15 protein-coding genes and 2 pseudogenes are annotated in these 17962 nt (G+C 44.6%); 8 read left to right on the top strand and 9 right to left on the bottom strand.

Annotated elements, in window-relative coordinates; all coding sequences use genetic code 11:
• Positions 1-34: 34 nt before the first annotated feature.
• Positions 35-2026, bottom strand: a complete 1992-nt coding sequence (tkt, locus tag RJD38_RS20160; protein WP_065546319.1) for a transketolase — start codon at positions 2024-2026, stop codon at positions 35-37.
• Between the two features lie 94 nt (positions 2027-2120).
• The gene (gene tal / locus RJD38_RS20155; protein ID WP_005599507.1) at positions 2121-3071 is read right to left on the bottom strand and encodes a transaldolase; all 951 of its coding nucleotides are present in this window, start codon (positions 3069-3071) and stop codon (positions 2121-2123) included.
• A gap of 465 nt (positions 3072-3536) precedes the next feature.
• On the opposite strand from tal, the gene RJD38_RS20150 reads away from it, so the two are divergent.
• Both RJD38_RS20150 and RJD38_RS20145 read left to right on the top strand, forming a co-directional pair.
• Complete coding sequence (locus RJD38_RS20150) at positions 3537-4520, top strand: sugar-binding transcriptional regulator (RefSeq protein WP_005599505.1); 984 nt, start codon at positions 3537-3539, stop codon at positions 4518-4520.
• A 188-nt stretch (positions 4521-4708) separates the two neighbouring features.
• On the top strand, positions 4709-6001 hold the full coding sequence (locus tag RJD38_RS20145) for a glycoside hydrolase family 18 protein (protein ID WP_065546318.1): 1293 nt from the start codon (positions 4709-4711) through the stop codon (positions 5999-6001).
• A 62-nt stretch (positions 6002-6063) separates the two neighbouring features.
• Here RJD38_RS20145 and RJD38_RS20140 read toward each other — a convergent pair whose 3' ends face one another.
• From RJD38_RS20140 to moeA, 4 genes are read right to left on the bottom strand one after another with little or no spacing between them, the layout of a single operon-like run.
• Entirely contained in the window at positions 6064-6909 is an 846-nt protein-coding gene (locus RJD38_RS20140) for a sulfurtransferase (RefSeq protein WP_065546317.1), read from the bottom strand.
• A gap of 8 nt (positions 6910-6917) precedes the next feature.
• On the bottom strand, positions 6918-7217 hold the full coding sequence (locus RJD38_RS20135; protein WP_065546316.1) for a hypothetical protein: 300 nt from the start codon (positions 7215-7217) through the stop codon (positions 6918-6920).
• A gap of 32 nt (positions 7218-7249) precedes the next feature.
• Positions 7250-8005: a molybdopterin-synthase adenylyltransferase MoeB gene (gene moeB / locus RJD38_RS20130; RefSeq protein ID WP_065546315.1), complete on the bottom strand. Its 756-nt coding sequence runs from the start codon at positions 8003-8005 to the stop codon at positions 7250-7252.
• Positions 8006-8013: 8 nt separating this feature from the next.
• Positions 8014-9249, bottom strand: a complete 1236-nt coding sequence (gene moeA / locus RJD38_RS20125) for a molybdopterin molybdotransferase MoeA (RefSeq protein ID WP_065546314.1) — start codon at positions 9247-9249, stop codon at positions 8014-8016.
• A 182-nt stretch (positions 9250-9431) separates the two neighbouring features.
• Here moeA and folE point away from each other — a divergent pair, with 182 nt between their 5' ends.
• The 5 genes from folE to RJD38_RS20100 all read left to right on the top strand — a co-directional run bounded on the left by folE (position 9432) and on the right by RJD38_RS20100 (position 13572).
• Positions 9432-10085: a GTP cyclohydrolase I FolE gene (folE, locus tag RJD38_RS20120; RefSeq protein ID WP_005599495.1), complete on the top strand. Its 654-nt coding sequence runs from the start codon at positions 9432-9434 to the stop codon at positions 10083-10085.
• 112 nt (positions 10086-10197) lie between these two features.
• The gene (gene dbpA, locus RJD38_RS20115; protein ID WP_005599494.1) at positions 10198-11574 is read left to right on the top strand and encodes an ATP-dependent RNA helicase DbpA; all 1377 of its coding nucleotides are present in this window, start codon (positions 10198-10200) and stop codon (positions 11572-11574) included.
• Between the two features lie 563 nt (positions 11575-12137).
• A complete protein-coding gene (locus RJD38_RS20110; RefSeq protein WP_065546313.1) occupies positions 12138-12542 on the top strand; it encodes a hypothetical protein in 405 nt (134 codons plus the stop codon).
• Between the two features lie 2 nt (positions 12543-12544).
• Positions 12545-13150 (top strand): alpha/beta hydrolase, encoded by a 606-nt coding sequence (locus tag RJD38_RS20105; RefSeq protein ID WP_065546312.1) that lies wholly within the window; start codon positions 12545-12547, stop codon positions 13148-13150.
• The gene (locus RJD38_RS20100) at positions 13150-13572 is read left to right on the top strand and encodes a hypothetical protein (protein WP_005599491.1); all 423 of its coding nucleotides are present in this window, start codon (positions 13150-13152) and stop codon (positions 13570-13572) included. The genes RJD38_RS20105 and RJD38_RS20100 overlap by 1 nt, the downstream gene beginning before the upstream one ends.
• Before the next feature lie 105 nt (positions 13573-13677).
• Here the strand turns inward: RJD38_RS20100 and RJD38_RS20095 are convergent.
• A pseudogene (locus RJD38_RS20095) lies at positions 13678-14382 on the bottom strand (D-lactate dehydrogenase); the annotation flags it as partial.
• Between the two features lie 59 nt (positions 14383-14441).
• Here RJD38_RS20095 and RJD38_RS20090 point away from each other — a divergent pair.
• Complete coding sequence (locus RJD38_RS20090) at positions 14442-15473, top strand: IS630 family transposase (RefSeq protein ID WP_175422461.1); 1032 nt, start codon at positions 14442-14444, stop codon at positions 15471-15473.
• Between the two features lie 8 nt (positions 15474-15481).
• On the opposite strand, the pseudogene dld reads toward RJD38_RS20090, so the two are convergent.
• Both dld and RJD38_RS20080 read right to left on the bottom strand, forming a co-directional pair.
• A pseudogene (gene dld / locus RJD38_RS20085) lies at positions 15482-16480 on the bottom strand (D-lactate dehydrogenase); the annotation flags it as partial.
• A 332-nt stretch (positions 16481-16812) separates the two neighbouring features.
• Positions 16813-17940 (bottom strand): acyl-CoA desaturase, encoded by a 1128-nt coding sequence (locus tag RJD38_RS20080; protein ID WP_065546310.1) that lies wholly within the window; start codon positions 17938-17940, stop codon positions 16813-16815.
• Positions 17941-17962: the final 22 nt, after the last annotated feature.

Below are 17962 nucleotides of genomic sequence, written 5' to 3'. Positions count from 1 at the left end.
CGCTATTTTTGTTTAGCTAGAAAGCAAGCGGCAATTAAGCCAGTAACTCTTGCGCAGTATTCACTACGTTCTCAACGGTGAAACCAAACATTTCAAACAGTTGCTCAGCTGGTGCTGACTCACCGAACGTTGTCATGCCGATAATACGACCATCAAACCCGACGTACTTGTACCAGAAGTCAGCAATACCAGCTTCAATCGCGATACGCGCGGTCACATCTGAAGGCAATACTGACTCACGGTAAGCCGCATCTTGCTTATCAAAAGCGTCAGTTGCTGGCATTGATACGATGCGTACCGCTTTACCTTGCGCCGTTAGCTCTTCTGCCGCTTTCACCGCTAGCTCAACTTCAGAGCCAGTTGCGATAAGGATTAGCTCAGGCTTACCTGCGCAATCTTTTAGGATGTAGCCACCGCGAGCGATGTTCGCCACTTGCTCTGCATCACGTGGTTGTTGTGCTAGGTTTTGACGCGAGAAGATAAGCGCTGATGGGCCATCTTTACGTTCAATTGCCAGTTTCCATGCTACCGCTGATTCAACTTGGTCACATGGACGCCATGTGCTCATGTTTGGTGTTAGGCGTAGTGACGCGATTTGCTCAACCGGTTGGTGAGTTGGGCCATCTTCGCCCAGACCGATAGAGTCGTGGGTGTAAACTTGGATGTTCTGCACTTTCATTAGAGCAGCCATACGCATTGCGTTACGCGCGTATTCCATGAACATTAGGAATGTTGCACCGTAAGGAACAAAACCACCGTGCAGTGCGATACCGTTCATGATCGCAGTCATACCAAATTCACGTACACCGTAGTGAATGTAGTTACCAGAGAAGTCATCTGCTGTTAGCGATTTAGAACCAGACCACATAGTCAGGTTTGAAGGTGCTAGGTCAGCAGAGCCGCCCATAAACTCAGGTAGCATTGCGCCAAACGCTTCTAGCGCGTTTTGCGATGCTTTACGTGATGCGATGTTAGCAGGGTTTGCTTGTAGATCAGCGATGATTTGGTTGGCTTTCGCTTCCCATTCTGCTGGCAAGTCACCGTTTACACGACGCTTAAATTCAGCCGCTTCTGCTGGGTAAGCCGCTGCGTAAGCTGCGAATTTATTATCCCATTCCGCTTCTTTGTCTGCGCCAGCCGCTTTTGCATCCCACTCAGAGTAGACGTCTGCTGGAATTTCAAATGCTGGGTGTTCCCAACCAAGGAATTCACGCGCTGCTGCGATTTCTTCCGCGCCTAGTGGTGCACCGTGGCAGTCATGAGAGCCTGATTTATTTGGCGAACCAAAACCGATGATGGTTTTAGTACAAATAAGAGTAGGGCGTGGATCTGCTTTTGCCGCTTCAATCGCTGCATTAATGGCGTCAGCATCGTGACCGTCAACCGCAGGGATAACATGCCAGCCGTACGCTTCAAAACGCTTAGGCGTATCGTCAGAGAACCAACCTTCTACGTGGCCATCGATAGAGATGCCGTTGTCATCCCAAAACGCGATTAGCTTACCAAGACCTAATGTGCCCGCAAGAGAACAAGCTTCATGCGAGATACCTTCCATCAAACAACCATCACCCATGAAAACATAAGTGTGGTGGTCAACGATGTCGTGGCCTTCTTTATTGAACTGTGCTGCCAATGACTTTTCAGCCATCGCCATACCAACCGCGTTAGTAATGCCTTGGCCTAGAGGACCGGTTGTTGTTTCGATACCCGGCGCGTAACCATATTCTGGGTGACCAGGCGTTTTTGAATGCAATTGACGGAAGTTCTTCAGATCGTCAATTGATAACTCGTAACCACTTAGATGCAGCAAAGAGTAAATCAGCATAGAACCGTGGCCGTTTGATAGAATAAAACGGTCGCGGTCAGCCCATTCTGGGTTCGCTGGGTTGTGGTTTAGGTGAGAGCGCCAAAGTACTTCAGCGATATCTGCCATTCCCATTGGTGCGCCAGGGTGGCCCGAGTTAGCTTGTTGAACTGCGTCCATGCTAAGTGCGCGGATTGCATTGGCTAAAATTTTACGATCCATAATTATTTCCGAATATTGTTTCTGTCTTATGAGACACGGGTAAATAGATGTAGAAGAGGGAACGTTTTCGTTCCCTCTTTTAAATAGTTTTGGATTACAGTTTCGCTGCGATCATCTCTTCAAGCTTGCCTTGGTCAACAGCGAAGTTGCGGATGCCTTCTGCAAGTTTTTCTACTGCCATTGCATCCTGGTTATGATCCCATAGGAATTCAGCGTGGGTCATTGCTGCTGGGCGAGCTTGAGTGCCTTTAGAGTCGATAAGCTTCTCTACTACTTCACCTTCTGCGGCTTCTAGATCTGCGAGAAGTTGAGGAGCGATAGTTAGACGGTCGCAACCAGCCAGTTCAAGGATCTCTCCGATGTTACGGAAGCTTGCGCCCATCACAACAGTCTTGTAACCGTGATCTTTGTAGTAGTTGTAGATATCTGAAACAGAGATAACACCTGGATCTTCTGAAGCTTCAAAATCACGACCTTCTTTTGCCTTGTACCAGTCCATAATACGGCCAACGAAAGGAGAAATCAGGAATACGCCAGCTTCAGCACAAGCACGAGCTTGAGCGAATGAGAATAGCAGCGTTAGGTTACAGTTGATGCCTTCTTTTTCTAGGATTTCAGCAGCACGGATGCCTTCCCAAGTTGAAGCGAGCTTAATAAGAATGCGATCGTTCGTGATGCCGGCATCGTTATACATTTTAACTAGCTGGCGCGCTTTCGATACACTGCCTTCCATATCGTAAGAAAGACGAGCATCAACTTCGGTTGAAATTCGGCCAGGGATAGTGGTTAGGATTTCTTTACCGATGTTAACCGCAAGCATGTCGCAAGTGTCTTGTACTTGTTGTGCTTTATCGTTGCTTTGCGCTTTTGCGTATTCAATCGCTTGGTCAATCAGTGGTGCGTACTCTTCAATTTGAGCCGCTTTAAGAATTAGAGAAGGGTTAGTCGTTGCGTCTTCTGGTTGGTATTTCTTGATTGCTTCAATTTCACCAGTGTCTGCTACAACGGTAGTTAGTTTACGAAGTTGCTCTAATTTGTTGCTCATAATTGATCATCCTATTTTCTGTCTACGTCGATACGAGAAATGACATAGACATTTGCAAGCGAGTTAACGAATAGTTCATGGCTAAATTTAGACCGTTTCCACTCATTAACAGAAAACTTTTGTTCGTTAGTTAAATTGCGCTGAGCATTTGTTCTAACGATGAGTAAATGATGGGTTCATATTTATCTTATTGGCCGCCAAAGTCAATCGAGTAGTAATGAATTAGGTGAGCTTAATCACCATTAATTTCGACTGTCATCGCATCCTGTTGCAGCTAAACGTTTGCTTGCTATGGCAAGGTTTTCTGGTGTGACTCACCTAATTAGATTTTGCCGTGAACATTTGTGTTGGTGGTGATCATTTGTTTAGGGTAAAGTGGGTGGTGACAAATGCTAGTGCATTGAGCATATGTGCACCCTTGAAAGGTGCTTTTGCCAAAAATTTAATTGCCAGACGGATGACATAGTGACCACGACACCCGATAAACCAATAAACAGTACCGATGTATTAACTGAGATTTCAGTGGCCTATTACCAAGATGGCGCGACGCAAGAAGAGATATCGAAAAAATTCGCGATATCACGCGCTAAAGTAGGTCGCCTACTTAAGCAGGCGCGCGATGAAGGCATTGTTGAAATTACAGTCAAGTATCACCCCGTTTTCAGTGCCAAAATTGAGCAGCGTCTGATTGAGCGCTTTGGTGTGAAACGTGCTCTGGTCGCCTTGGATCAACCGAGTGAAGAGGCACAGCGTCTGCAAGTTGCAGGCTTGGTGTCGAAGTACATGGCGGGCACATTGCAAAATGGCACTGTCGTGACTGTGGGGCAAGGGCGCAATGTTTCTGCAGTGGCGCATCATATTGGTGTCATCCCACAAAAAGAGGTCAAATTTGTCTGTGGCATCGGTGGTATTCACCCAAGAGGCGGCATGTTTAACGCTGACCACATTTGCCGACAGTTTGCTAAGAGTTATGGTGGCAGCTCAGAAACCCTCTATGCTCCAGCTTATGCTGAAAACCGCGAACAGAAATTAGCTTTTATGCAAAATGCGACAGTTAAGCAAACCCTTGATTTAGCGCGTAAAGCAGATGTGGCTTTAATAGGCATTGGTGATATGAGTGAGAACAGCTACATGGTTGATCTCGGGTGGTTTAGTGCCGATGAAGTGGTGCAGGCACGCTTGCACCAAGGTGTTGTTGGTGATTTTGCCGGTTATGACTTTTTCGATATCCATGGTGCATCCGCCAAAACTGTGATGAGCGACCGGGTGATAGGGCTCGGCATTGACGAGTTTAAAGCCATTTCAGAAGTGATTGCTATCGCAGCAGAAAACAGTAAACCGCTCTCTTTACTTGGTGCGCTGCGTACTGGCGCGATTGATGTGATTGCGACAAGTGTTAGTAATGCCCTGACGGTATTGAACCTCGATGAACAAATTAGCCAAGGTTAGGAATCTGCAATTGTGGGTCGGTTGGAGTATTTAGTTCTTTAGTTTAAAACTATTCGATCAAAAAATTGCTGCAACGTGTGTAACTGGGATGCGTAAGTTTGCTCATAACTCGCATCCTGATTTACTTTTTAAATCAAATTTATACTTTGTGGGTTAAAAATTAGCCACCTTACCCACGGAGAATAATAATGAAACGTTCCTTGATCGTGGCAGCTATCGCGAGTTCACTTGCGTTTGCAGCTAATGCTAGTGACAAAGTTGTTGCGGGTTATTTTGCCGATTGGCAATACGATAATCCACAAAATCCTTATGCAGTTAAAGATATTCCGGCGGAAAATCTGACTCATATCATCTACGCCTTTTTAAGCATGTGTGGCCCTCATACCGGCGCTTCTGCTGAAATCCAAGAATTAGTCGCAACCCAATGTGAAGGAAAAGACCCTTACACCGCAATTGTGGTTGATTATAAATCCGGGTTGGAAATGGATTTTGGCCCAGTAAAAGTTGACGTCCCTTATAAAGGTCATTTCGCGCAGCTAGCACAATTAAAAGCTGACCACCCGAAAATCAAAATTCTTCCTTCTTTTGGCGGTTGGACAATGTCGGAACCTTTCCATGCAATGGCTAAGGATCCAAAAGCGATGGATCAGTTCTCGAAAACTGCAGCAGAATTGATAGCAAAATATGAGTTCTTTGACGGTATTGATTTAGATTGGGAATATCCAGGTGGTGGTGGCTTAACGACCTCTCCTTGGAATCCAGATACGAAGTTAAGTGATGAAGAGATGCTTAGCGAACGTGCGGCCTTTACCTATTTGGTTAAAGTAATGCGCAGCGATCTCGATAAACTTGAAGCTAAAACAGGGCGCGAGTACGAATTGTCTACAGCAGTCGGTGTTGGGGCGAAGGCGGCTCAAATCGATTGGAATTCAGCTAGCCAATACCTTACCAATATGTTTGCGATGACTTATGACTACTTAGGTGGTTGGGGCGTGCAAACGGGCCATACCACGAACCTACACGCAACAGCTCGTAGCTGGTGGGGTATGGGGTCAGATGTTTTTATTAATCAGATGATTGAGCAAGGTATTCCTCCGGAAAAATTGGTAATTGGTGCTGCATTTTACGGTCGTGGCTGGGAAGGTACTAAAGATTATGATGGTGAATTACCAACGGGTGAATTGCAGTCTGCCGGCGGTGCGCCATTTGGTACGGGTGAAAATGGCTACTTTATGTTTTGGGATCTCATAAAAAACTATGGTGAGAAGCAAGGCTACGTGTATAAATACGACGAGGAAGCTCAAGCTCCATATTTATGGAACCCGGACAAAAAAGTCTTTATCTCATTTGAAGACGAACGTTCAATCAAAGCTAAAGCGGCATGGGCTAAGAGCGCGAACCTCGGTGGGATCTTTACATGGGAGTTATCGGGGGATCCAACAGGGGAGCTCGTTGACGCTATGAATGAAGGCCTTAAATAGATGATGAAAAAAATCCCCGCATGCGGGGATTTTCTTTTTAATGTTTTGTTTGTAAGCAAGACTTATTCAATCGGAAAGCGATAATTGCTGCCCCATTCAGTCCATGACCCGTCGTACACTCGAAGCTGTTTAGTTTCATAGCCAGTGAGTGTGGCTGCCAGTAAAACAATGCATGCAGTGACACCCGATCCGCAACTAAATAGGTACTCTTCCTTTCCCGCCACAAGCGTGTTTTCCATCAGTGGGATTAGCTGCTCAGCGGTTTTGAGTTTGTGGCCATCGATCAGCTCGGCAAAGGGCAGGCAAACAGAATTTGGAATGTGACCACTGCGAACACCTGCACGTGGTTCAGGCGTTTGACCAAGAAAACGCGCCTTGCCACGAGCATCAACCGTTAAGCTACTGTTATTACCAATTTGTTGCTCAACGTATTGCGCAGAGACAAGGTAGTTAGGATCCAATTTGCCATTGAAATTGCCGACAGGTGTATCGCGGTAGCAAGTTGTCGTTGGGTAACCACAACGCTTCCACTCCGTAAGACCGCCATCAAGAACAAATACGTTGTGATGTCCCATGGCTTTTAGCATCCACCACGCGCGTGGAGAAGCGAAGGTACCGCTGTTGTCGTAGACAACGATAGTCGATTCGTTGTTTAGGCCGATTTGTCGCGCAAGCTGATTAAAGCGTGCTTCGCTTGGCATCATGTGAGGAAGTGCCACGTCAGGATCACAAAAACATTTATCGTAGTCGAAACGAATTGACTGCGGGATCAGGTTCTCTTTGTCTTTTTCAGTTTCAGATGGAATTTGAAAATCGATACTGGCATCTAAGATAATCAAGTTTTGATCGCTGCTATGCTGATAGAGCCATTTCGCAGATACAAGGGGAGTGGATACACGTAACGTCACGTTGCCTCCTAGTGGCAAGAGATAAAGTGGTAACTGACATGACCAAGTCGGTCTGTTGCAATCTCAATTTGAGCGAGCTCTTGCAGGTTGCATTGTACGCTTATTGGTACAGATATAACGTGAGTATTACCTTCACCCAAATCAAGTGTTAAGAATCGCCTTTGGCCATCGAGAGATTGAGTCAGTGTCGATTCGATTATTGGGACGGTGGTTACTTGGCTATTGCTGTCAGAATTGAACCACAATAGCGCAAGTAACAGTACTAATGCTGCGAGTAGGGCGGCAAGAAAATATTTAGGGTTATCCATAACCGACATCTCCTTATTATCTTACAACAGCCTTATTTAGGACCGCACACTGAGCATGTAGGTATTTTCATCAAATTCATATCGCGCCAAGACATCGTCATAGCATCAAGAATTAACACTTTGCCTTGTTTAGGCGAGCCATAGTTAGCAATTACCTTAATCGCTTCCATAGCCTGCATTGCACCAATAATGCCCACTACTGGTGCCATTACGCCGGCTTCAACGCAACTTAGAGCGCCACCACCAAACAAACTACTTAAACACTGATAACAAGGAGCTTGTTCATCTTGATAAGTAAAGACGCTGATCTGGCCTTCCATTCGGATTGCTGCGCCAGAAATCAACGGTGTTTTATGTTGATAACACAAGCGATTAAGCTGATTACGTGTGTCGACGTTATCGGATGCATCCAACACTAAGCTATGGCTTTGGATAAGTATCGATAGCTCATCATCACTCAAGCGTTTATCTATGGTCGCTATCTCGATGTGCGGATTCAGCAACACCAAAGATTGCGCTGCTGATGCCACTTTCTTTTTGCCGATATCGGCATCATAGTGCAGAACCTGTCGTTGTAGATTTGACAGTTCGACCACGTCATCATCAATCAGAGTTAACTTACCCACACCTGCCGTAGCCAGGTATTGGCTTGATGCACAACCTAAACCACCGGCACCGAGAATCAAAATGGACGCTTGCTTGAGTGCTTCTTGACCGTCAAAATCAAATTGATTTAGTACGATTTGGCGATTGTAACGCAGCATCTCTTGATCAGATAAGATCTCCACGGTGACCTCTAGTATAACGTTGAGTTAAACAGTTGAATTTGTACTGTCTCGCCCGCTTCAACGCGGCCGCGCTCGCGCTCAAGCACCACAAAGCAGTTGGCCAAGCTCATAGAGCGGAATGCGCCAGAGCTTTGGTTACCAGTGGTTTCCACCACAAACTGCCCATTCTCAAGTGAATAAATACCACGTTGATAATCGGTACGCCCCGGGGCTTTCTTGAAACCTGTTTTTGTGATGGCCGGAATGGACTGCGGCGCTTGCCATTCACTATGACCAGCCAGTTTTGCCAGCATTGGCTGAACCAATACATACATGGTTAACACGGCAGAAACAGGATTACCAGGCAAGCCACAGAACCACGCAGAAGAAAGAGCACCAAACGCAAAGGGTTTACCCGGTTTGATAGCCAGTTTCCAAAAACCAATTTCTCCAAGTTCTTCAAGAATATCTTTGGTGTAGTCAGCTTCGCCAACGCTCACGCCACCAGACGTCACGACAACATCGGCCAGTGATTGCGCTTTTTCAAAGGTCTCTTTCAATGTTTGTGGACAGTCAGGAATGATACCGAGATCAATCGCTTCACAACCAAAATTCTCAATTAATGGTTTTATTCCGTAGCGGTTACTGTCGTAAATTTGGCCAGCTTCAAGCGGCTCACCGAGCGGCTTTAACTCATCGCCGGTCGAGAAGAACGCAACTTTCGGCTTGCGAATAACGCTGATGTGGTTAATACCCAGTGAAGCAATCATTGGAATATCACGCGGGGATAAACGAGCGCCTTTGGCCAAAACCACATCACCTTGCTTAATATCATCACCAGTTGGGCGGATATTGTTTTGTGGTTTGACATTTTCTTCAGCAAAAACGATACCAGCGTCGGTCACTTGCGTGTTTTCTTGCATGATCACCGCATCACAGCCGGTAGGGATCTGCGCTCCGGTCATAATACGAATACAAGTTCTTTGCGGCCATTCACCAACAAAAGGTTGACCAGCAAAAGATTTCCCTACCATCGGTAGCGTGTTTGAGTGCGCTAAATCAGCAATGCGTACCGCATAACCATCCATCGCTGAATTGTCGAATGGGGGAACAAAAATAGGCGAAAGAATGTCTTGTGCAAGAACAAAACCCAGTGCGTCTGCAAGCGGTAATTCTAAAGTATTTTGCAGTGGTTCAATGCGTGATAGCATTTTTTCCATCGCGTCTTCAATTGGCATCAAGCCAGGAGCGTCACAGCAACCCATGGTGTCATTCCTAATCTCGTTATAGTTTTGGCTAACTCTACCACAAATTCGCCGTGACACTAAGCGTACCGTGGCGTTGAATCGTTCGCAGAATAGTCCCCCTAGTTAAAATATGGGTGTAATTATTAAAAAATCCGAGTATCCTTGTCAGCCATCCGCAAGGAGTAATATGAGGAAGTGGAATGTCAGGTCTTAGCGAGTCTGCATTGTTAGTAAAAGATGCACTTGAAAGCCGTGGATTAGAGACACCAATGGTGCCTAGCCAATTTAGTCGTGAAGAAAAAAAGGAAAAGATTCAACATCATATGAGAGAAATTCTTTCTCTGCTTGATCTTGACCTTACGGACGACAGTTTAGAAGAAACGCCGCACCGCATTGCAAAAATGTATGTGGATGAGATTTTTTCTGGTCTTGACTACCAAAACTTTCCAAAAATTACCGTGATTGAAAATAAGATGAATGTCAGCGAAATGGTTCGTGTTAAAGACATCACCTTAACCAGCACTTGTGAACATCACCTAGTGACGATCGATGGTAAGGCCGCAGTGGCTTATATTCCACGCGGAAAAATCATTGGTTTGTCAAAAATAAACCGTATCGTGCGTTTCTTTGCTCAGCGCCCACAAGTGCAAGAGCGTTTGACTCAACAGATTCTGGTTGCGCTGCAAACCTTGCTTGAGTCTGATGATGTGGCGGTAACCATTGATGCAACGCACTACTGCGTGAAATCGCGCGGTGTTATGGACGCGACTAGCCAAACGACCACTACGGCACTTGGCGGGATATTCAAATCTATCCCAGCGACGCGCGCCGAGTTTTTGCACGGATTACGTTAACCTTAGGGTAGACGACTTTTTTGTAAAAACCGCTTCTAGAGAGGCGGTTTTTTTATTTTGCTATTTTCCATCTATGCTCTGTGCATAGAGACACAAACGACGAGTATAAGTTTTGACCGATTCATTTAAATCTTTGCCACTACAGCCTGAGCTGCTAACGACCCTTGATTCATTGGGCTACACTCAAATGACCCCAATCCAAGCACAAAGCTTGCCTATCGTTCTTGAAGGTAAAGATGTGATTGGTCAAGGTAAAACCGGTTCAGGTAAAACGGCGACGTTTGCGCTGGGTTTGCTTTCAAACCTAAAGGTGAAACGTTTTCGTGTGCAATCTTTAGTTCTGTGTCCAACTCGCGAATTGGCTGACCAAGTAGCGAAAGAGATCCGTACTCTAGCGCGTGGTATTCATAACATTAAAGTGCTGACGTTGTGTGGTGGTATGCCAATGGGGCCGCAAATTGGTTCTCTGGAACATGGCGCGCATATTTTAGTTGGTACTCCGGGTCGTATTCTTGATCACCTTAGCCGCGATCGTATTGACTTGTCAGAGTTAAATACTTTGGTGCTGGATGAAGCAGATCGCATGTTAGACATGGGCTTCCAAGATGCGCTTGATGCGATTATCGATCAAACGCCTACTCAGCGCCAAACTCTTCTGTTTAGTGCGACTTTCCCGAAAGAGATCGAGGCGATTGCTTCTCGCATCATGAAGGCGCCACAACTGGTTAAAGTGGAATCAACTCACCAAACTTCGACCATTGAACAGCACTTCTACAAAATCAATGCAACGGAAGATCGTGACGAAGCATTAGAAACGTTGCTGATGGCGCACCGCCCAGAATCATCAGTGATCTTCTGTAACACCAAGAAAGAAGTAATGGCGGTTGCTGACGAACTGCACAATCGTGGCTTTAGTGTTACAGAACTTCACGGTGATTTAGAGCAGCGTGAACGCGATCAAGCATTAACCATGTTTGCAAACAAGAGTATCTCCATTCTTGTTGCGACCGATGTTGCTGCGCGCGGTCTGGATGTTGATAACCTTGATGCGGTATTTAACTTTGAATTGTCACGCGATCCTGAAGTACACGTGCACCGCATTGGTCGTACTGGCCGCGCAGGTTCAAAAGGTCAAGCATTTAGCTTCTACAGCGACAAAGATGGCTACCGTACGGCTTTGATTGAAGAGTACATGGACATTGAAATTGCGCCTGAAGCGTTACCTCACCGCCCAGCGGGTGAACCGTTTGATGCGGCAATGACAACGATTCAAATTCTTGGTGGTAAAAAACTGAAAGTACGCGCAGGTGATATCCTTGGTTCTTTGACCAAAGAAGCGGGTATCGATGGTAAATGCATCGGTAAGATTAATATTCTAGCGATGGTTTCTTACGTTGCGGTGGAAAAATCAGTCGCAAATCGTGCCTTGAAGCAGCTGCAAAACGGCAAGATCAAAGGTAAAGCGTTTAAAGCGCGCATCATGAAGTAATCCTATTCGGTACCTTAAACACGTCACTTAATTGGATGTGTCATTTATGAAGGCTCTATTCAATGTCGTTTTTGTGTCATTGGGGGAGCCTTTCGTTTATCTGCTTTCGAACACTTCCCTAACTGTAATCCAGCATTGCAACAAAACGTAATTTAGTCATTTTCTCGTTATGATGCTTATGCATGTTTTGTCTATCTATATTCTATCTCAATAAACAATCGCTAACCCTATGATTGGTAACGTATCCAATCAAGTCAGAAAATGAATCCCATTTAGACGATTAAATCTTGACGGCATAGTTTCTTAAATTGCATATCTATGCAGTCATGGTTTTTCTTGGGTTATTGGTTGTTACGTGCGTCTCATAAATAAGATGTTGTTTTATGTTAACTTTCATCAAAACGTGCACACGATCACTTGAATGTGAATTGCCATTTTGGTCGTTCGATTCATCTTAGACTTTCGTTCACGTTATTTTGCGAGGGTATGCCTTCTTGCTCGAAGTCGGCAAGTTAATCCTATCAAGTTACCATAAGCGTTTGAATCAATGAGGTGTTCTTATAATGGAAAAACTATTTTTACTTACAGCGTCAGTCGTAATACTTGCTGGTTGTGGCAGTCTCAAATACCACAATGTGAAATTAGTCGAAGCGAATGAATTTGAACTGTGTGATATCGCGTACAACGGTGTGGATGAAATGTCTAAACTAGACGCTCGCACGGAAATGCAGATGCGCGGAAAAGATTGGGAATCTGCAACGTGTCAATACAAGGCTCGTGATGAACGAACTCGACGCGATGCATCTAACACTCCTGTCCCTATGATCATTCACGATCCTAATTGGCGTGACCGTGAAAAAGCTTTCAATAAAGCAAATGTGCAAACCACGGACCAGAGTGAAGTTAGCGCGGATAAAGATGTCATCGTAGTTGACGGCGATACCATCAAAGGTTGGTTAGGGCTTTAATTATGATGAAAAGCGCTCTAATTAGCGGTGGTCTCTTAGTACTCTTTGGCTGTGCAGCGCCTCAGTATGATTCTGTTTATCAGTCACAATGCTCGTTTAGCCTTGATGGCGATGAAGCTCTAACATTTAAGATTAAAAATGACACTGCTTATCTTTCAGGTGTTGTATGTGACGGATCGCTTGATGCTTTTGAAAACATGATATCGCAGCATCCACACATTCAGATGCTTGTTTTCGAGAGCATTGATGGTTCTGCCGATGATGAGACTAACATCGATCTGGCTTATAGGATAAGAGAGTACGGATTAGACAGCTATATTGCCAAAACTGGTCACATTGCATCAGGTGGTACTGACCTATTTTTGGCTGGTGTGAACCGTACCGTCGAGCCGGGGGCAAAAATCGGTGTGCATAGCTGGTCTGCGGGCGTGGATTTAGAAGGTAAAGATTTACCTAGAGATCATCAAGAACACAATCGCTATCTCGATTATTACACCGATATTGGTGTCAACCGCGATTTCTATTGGTTTACTCTTGAGGCTGCGTCTGCAAACGACATGCATTACATGTCGATGGAAGAGCTACGAAAATATGGATTTATGAAGTAATGAAAAAATGGCTTTTAATCAGCTTCTTGGGCATGAGCACGCCAGCAATAGCAAGTGATTACCTTTATCTAGATGTTGACTCTTTTCTAAATGAAACAAAGGGGTCGATTCTATATGGCTTTCAGTTCAAGGCAGACAATGTGTTAGATTTTGGCTATGAACTGGAATACAGCCGTTATAATGATGATACTTATTCATATGGTGTAAATATCAAACCTTCTTTTCATCTAGGGCGGTCAGTGTATGTGTCACCAATTGTTGGTTTGCATAAGTTCACTCAACAGATAGGCTCTGGTATCGTCTATGGTGGCGAAGTTCGATATCTTCTACCGTTTTTTCATCTAAAAGCAGGCTACAAAAAAGCAGATGAAGAGTTTAGCGATAACAGCAATTTCTTTGTCGGGGCGGGTTTTCGATTTTAAGCACGCGAGTAAGCCCGGTACGGAATGCACTAGGCGATAACTCCTTGTTCTAACTAGCTCGCTGTTCATTTGGTGGATAATATCTACTAAATGAACCCTGTATAGTTAACAGCAATTACAGTTACGTTTGAATTTGCTCATCTTGCCGATACCCGGGTTGAAGGTGTTGGTTGGGTCGAGCGAGTGATAAAATTCTTGTAGTTGCTGTTCTGCTTCATAGAGATGCCCGACATTATGCTCCGCGGGGTATTTTGCCCCTTTTTCGGTGAGCAGTTTTAACATCAGTGCTTTCATTTTCTTTGTATCAGTGCCTTTTTTGAAAATGTAGTCTTGATGGAAGACATGACACATAAAGTGGCCATAATAGAGTCCGACCACCAATTCATTGGTGATCTCTTCTGGCAGTTGTTCGACCCAATCAATGTCGTTACGTCGTAAGGCAATATCCAGTGCTAAGATATCTTCCACTTCATTAGAATGTACGGCTTCATATCGAATTGCAGCTCCTGCCGCGGCAAAGCGATGTAGTAAGGCTTTTTTGCCCTCATCGGCGGTACATTCAAAATAATCGCATTCTTCTTGCTCTGACCACACATTCTCAAGGTACTGTTTCGCTTCTCGAATACCATCATCACTCATTTTTAAAATCAAATGGTGCTGGTATTGGTCTCTGAATTGCAACATTCTGGCTGGCAAATGCTGGGGGAATAATTTACTGAGCCAATAGAGCGCAAGATCAGGCAGGTCGTTAGAGACAAATGGAACCCGTTTTAGTATGGACTCGACTTTCGCCTTGAGTGAAAAGAACTTATACCTGTGATCATTGAAGATGCTTGATTTTCTTTAGAATCAGGATCATGCTACGAACCATGAAAATTACACTGACTCCTCAACAGAAACTGCAACTCGAACAAATGCACGATATTGAACGTGATAGTCGAGTTTGCGACCGTATTAAGGCTGTTTTGCTGGCTTCTGAAGGCTGGAATCAGACTATGATTTCACAAGCTCTTCGGATTCATGAATCCACCGTTGCACGTCACCTTAGCGACTACGTTCTTTCTGAAAAACTTAAGCCTGAAAATGGCGGAAGTCAAAGCAAGCTTTCTGCAACTCAAACCATGCACCTAATCGAGCATTTGACTGAGAAAACCTATCCTCATACTCATCAAATTGTCGCCTACGTTAAAGAGACTTTTGGACTTGATTACACTGTCTCTGGTATGAACAAATGGCTTCACCATAACGGTTTTAGCTACAAGCAACCGAAAGGCGTTCCACATAAGTTTGATGAAGCAAAACAACAAGCTTTCATTGATGCTTACGAAGCGCTAAAGGCAAGTTGTGGCGAGGATGAATCGATAGTCTTTATCGATGCTGTTCACCCAACCCTATCAACAAAAATATCTCATGGCTGGATACGAACTGGTCAAGATAAAGTGATTGAAACAACGGGAAATCGCTGTCGATTGAACATTCTTGGCGCACTGAACCTGTCAGATATCGGAGCTACTATTGTTGATGATTATGAGAGCATTAACAGTGAAACGATAGTTCGTTTTTTCTGTAAGTTAAGAGAGAGTTATCCGTTAGCTCATAAGCTTCATATCATCTTAGATGGTGCGGGATATCACCGTAGTGACTTGGTCAGAGATGCGGCATTTGTCCTTAATATTGAGCTGCATTATCTTCCACCTTACAGCCCAAACCTCAACCCAATAGAGCGGCTTTGGAAAGTAATGAATGAGAAGTCGAGGAACAACGTTTACTTCAAAAGTAAACGGGACTTCAAGGCGGCAATAGACCAATTTTTTACTGTGACACTTCCAGAGATCGCAGGCTCTTTGGCATCTCGAATTAATGATAATTTTCAGGTTCTCAAGCCTGCATCTTCAAGTTGATTCGGTATAGGTAAATTGTCAGTGCCTAAATGGTGAATAGACAAGAATACATCTTTACCGTATTTTTCCGCCAAATTGAAAATATCACGATGCATGTATTCACCCATCTCAGGCAGGTTTTCGAATTGACTCAGCATATCGCGGCGCAGTGTGGTCAGTTTGTCTGCATCGTTACATCCGATATAAAAAAGTTGTTCTTTGCTGGGTATCGGATAGGTATCAACTCGGACAGCAAACACCGCCAGTTTGCCAGCACAACCACTGGACTCAAAAAGCCTACGTGAGTCAGCATTAAAGCGTGATGGGGTTTCGGCATTAATATCACGAACGCGTTGTTCATATTCATGATCAGAAGCCATTGCATCCCCGGTTTCGATTGAGCTTGCGGCAAAATTTCCCTGTTCAACATTCGCGAGGATTTGCTCCGGTGTTTCACCAAGATCGTTGATGCCAAGGTGATTAACGAGCTCTAATTGACCTTCTTTAGTGACGCGGGCGAAAAGCGCTAGTTCCGTGTAGGCGGGGCCTCTTTTCACTAGGGCGCCACCTGAGTTATTGGCAATGCCGCCAACGACTGTCGCGCCGATCGTCGAAGACCCGATCACAGAGTGGGGAGCTCGATTGACCGATTTTAAACGCTTATCCAACTGGTGAAGACTGACACCAGGTAGGCTAATAATTTGCGCGCCATCATTAATTAAATGCAGCGTTTTAATACGAGTAATATTGATGACCACCACTTCGCGATCGTAATCATCGCCACTGGGGGCAGAGCCTTCGGTTAAACCGGTTTTTGCTGCCTGCATAATAATGATGCAGTTGGCAGCCACCGCAGCTTGCAGTAGCTGCCATTGCTCAACTAATGAATTAGGGAACAATACAGCCAGTGCCTTGCCCTGACCAGAGCGAAAGCCAGAGCGGTAATATTCCGTTTTCTTTTCATGAGTCAACACGTTTTCAGTGCCAATAATACGAATGAATTTTTCAATTAACGCTTGGTTATTCATAGACTTCCTTGTCTCGCCGCAAATATACAATGATCAACTTTGTTCCGCTTCACAGTGTAATAACAATTGTGGGGATGAGCTAGCGAGATGTTATCAGCATAGGATCAAAGAAAGGGTATGGTTTTACTAGGAAAGGAAGGATTCATTATTTTTCAGAGGGTTAACCGAATTTAGCTTTGTGCTTATGACGATAAATGATGTTCACTATTTCCAAAATTGCTATTAATGACACGAGAATAGCAATGAGTTCTCAGCTTATCAGTGTGACGATGCTCACTGAAAACACGAAGGAGCGAAAATCGCTCCTTCGTGTTTTTAAACGTACTCGTTGTCTAGTAGCAATGGGTTAACATCAGTTGCCAGTTCTTCTGCAGCGCTTTGCGCTCAGCTTTAATTTGACGATAGCGAATCAAAAGCAAAGAGTGCTCATATTTAGCCACCAGTCCGCTGCGTTTATGTTCCACCAGCTGTCGTTTCAGCTCGTAATAGTCTTTTATTTTACCAACTAACAATTCAAACTCGTCGTTTAGCGCTTGCTTAAGGTGTTGCATGTCAGGGCGATCTTCAATTTTTTCAAGTGCTTTCTTCAATGCTTGTTTCGCTTTAGCTTGCTCAATTTTTAGTTTGGGAGTAGTACGTAATTTATCGGCAAGTCCTAACCATTGTGAGCTCTTAATGAACCATTTAGTCGGATCATATTGCCACCAATAAATACCATTACGATAATCATTTTCAAAGATGTGATGGAAGTTATGGTAGCCCTCACCAAAGGTCAGCACTGCGAGAATTCCGTTGTCACGTGCCGTGTTTTTGTCTGTGTAAGGTTGAGATCCCCATACGTGTGCCAATGAGTTGATAAAAAATGTCGTATGGTGGCTTAGGACTAAACGTAATACGCCAACAATCAATAACATGCCCGCGATGTCGTGATAAATAAGACCAAGCGCCAGCGGAATGCCGATATTGGTCGCGATGGCGAGTAATAAGTAATATTTGTGTTGCCACATTACGACCCAGTCTTTTTGTAAATCACGGCAGTTACCGTAATCGTGGTAGCTCTCTTTGTTGTAGTGTCTCAGCATCCAGCCAATATGAGAAAACCACAGACCACGTTTGGCTGAGTATGGATCTACGTCGTTCTTGTCGACGTGCTTGTGATGAATTCGATGGTCAGAGCTCCAATGTAAAGCGCTGTTTTGCAGTGCGAAAGCACCACCAATAGCAAAAATTACCCGCAAAGCAGGGTGGGCTTGATAAGTTTTGTGTGACCACAAACGGTGATAGCCAGCAGTAATAGAAAGGTTACAGAACGAAAATGCAACCAGTAACCATAACCAGTGCTCAGCTTGATAACCCTGCACCATACCATACCAAGGTACGGCAATAATTGCGGCGATAAATGTAGTGAGGAATAACAACACATTAAGCCAGATTATGGGTGGTTTGACAGAGTGACGCATTAAAATATCCTTTTAGCGAACA

It is taken from the genome of Vibrio scophthalmi (genome assembly GCF_040869025.1).
Lineage (GTDB): Bacteria > Pseudomonadota > Gammaproteobacteria > Enterobacterales > Vibrionaceae > Vibrio > Vibrio scophthalmi.
The sequence above is the reverse complement of the archived record's forward strand: the minus strand, read 5'-3'. Positions and strand labels throughout refer to the sequence as shown.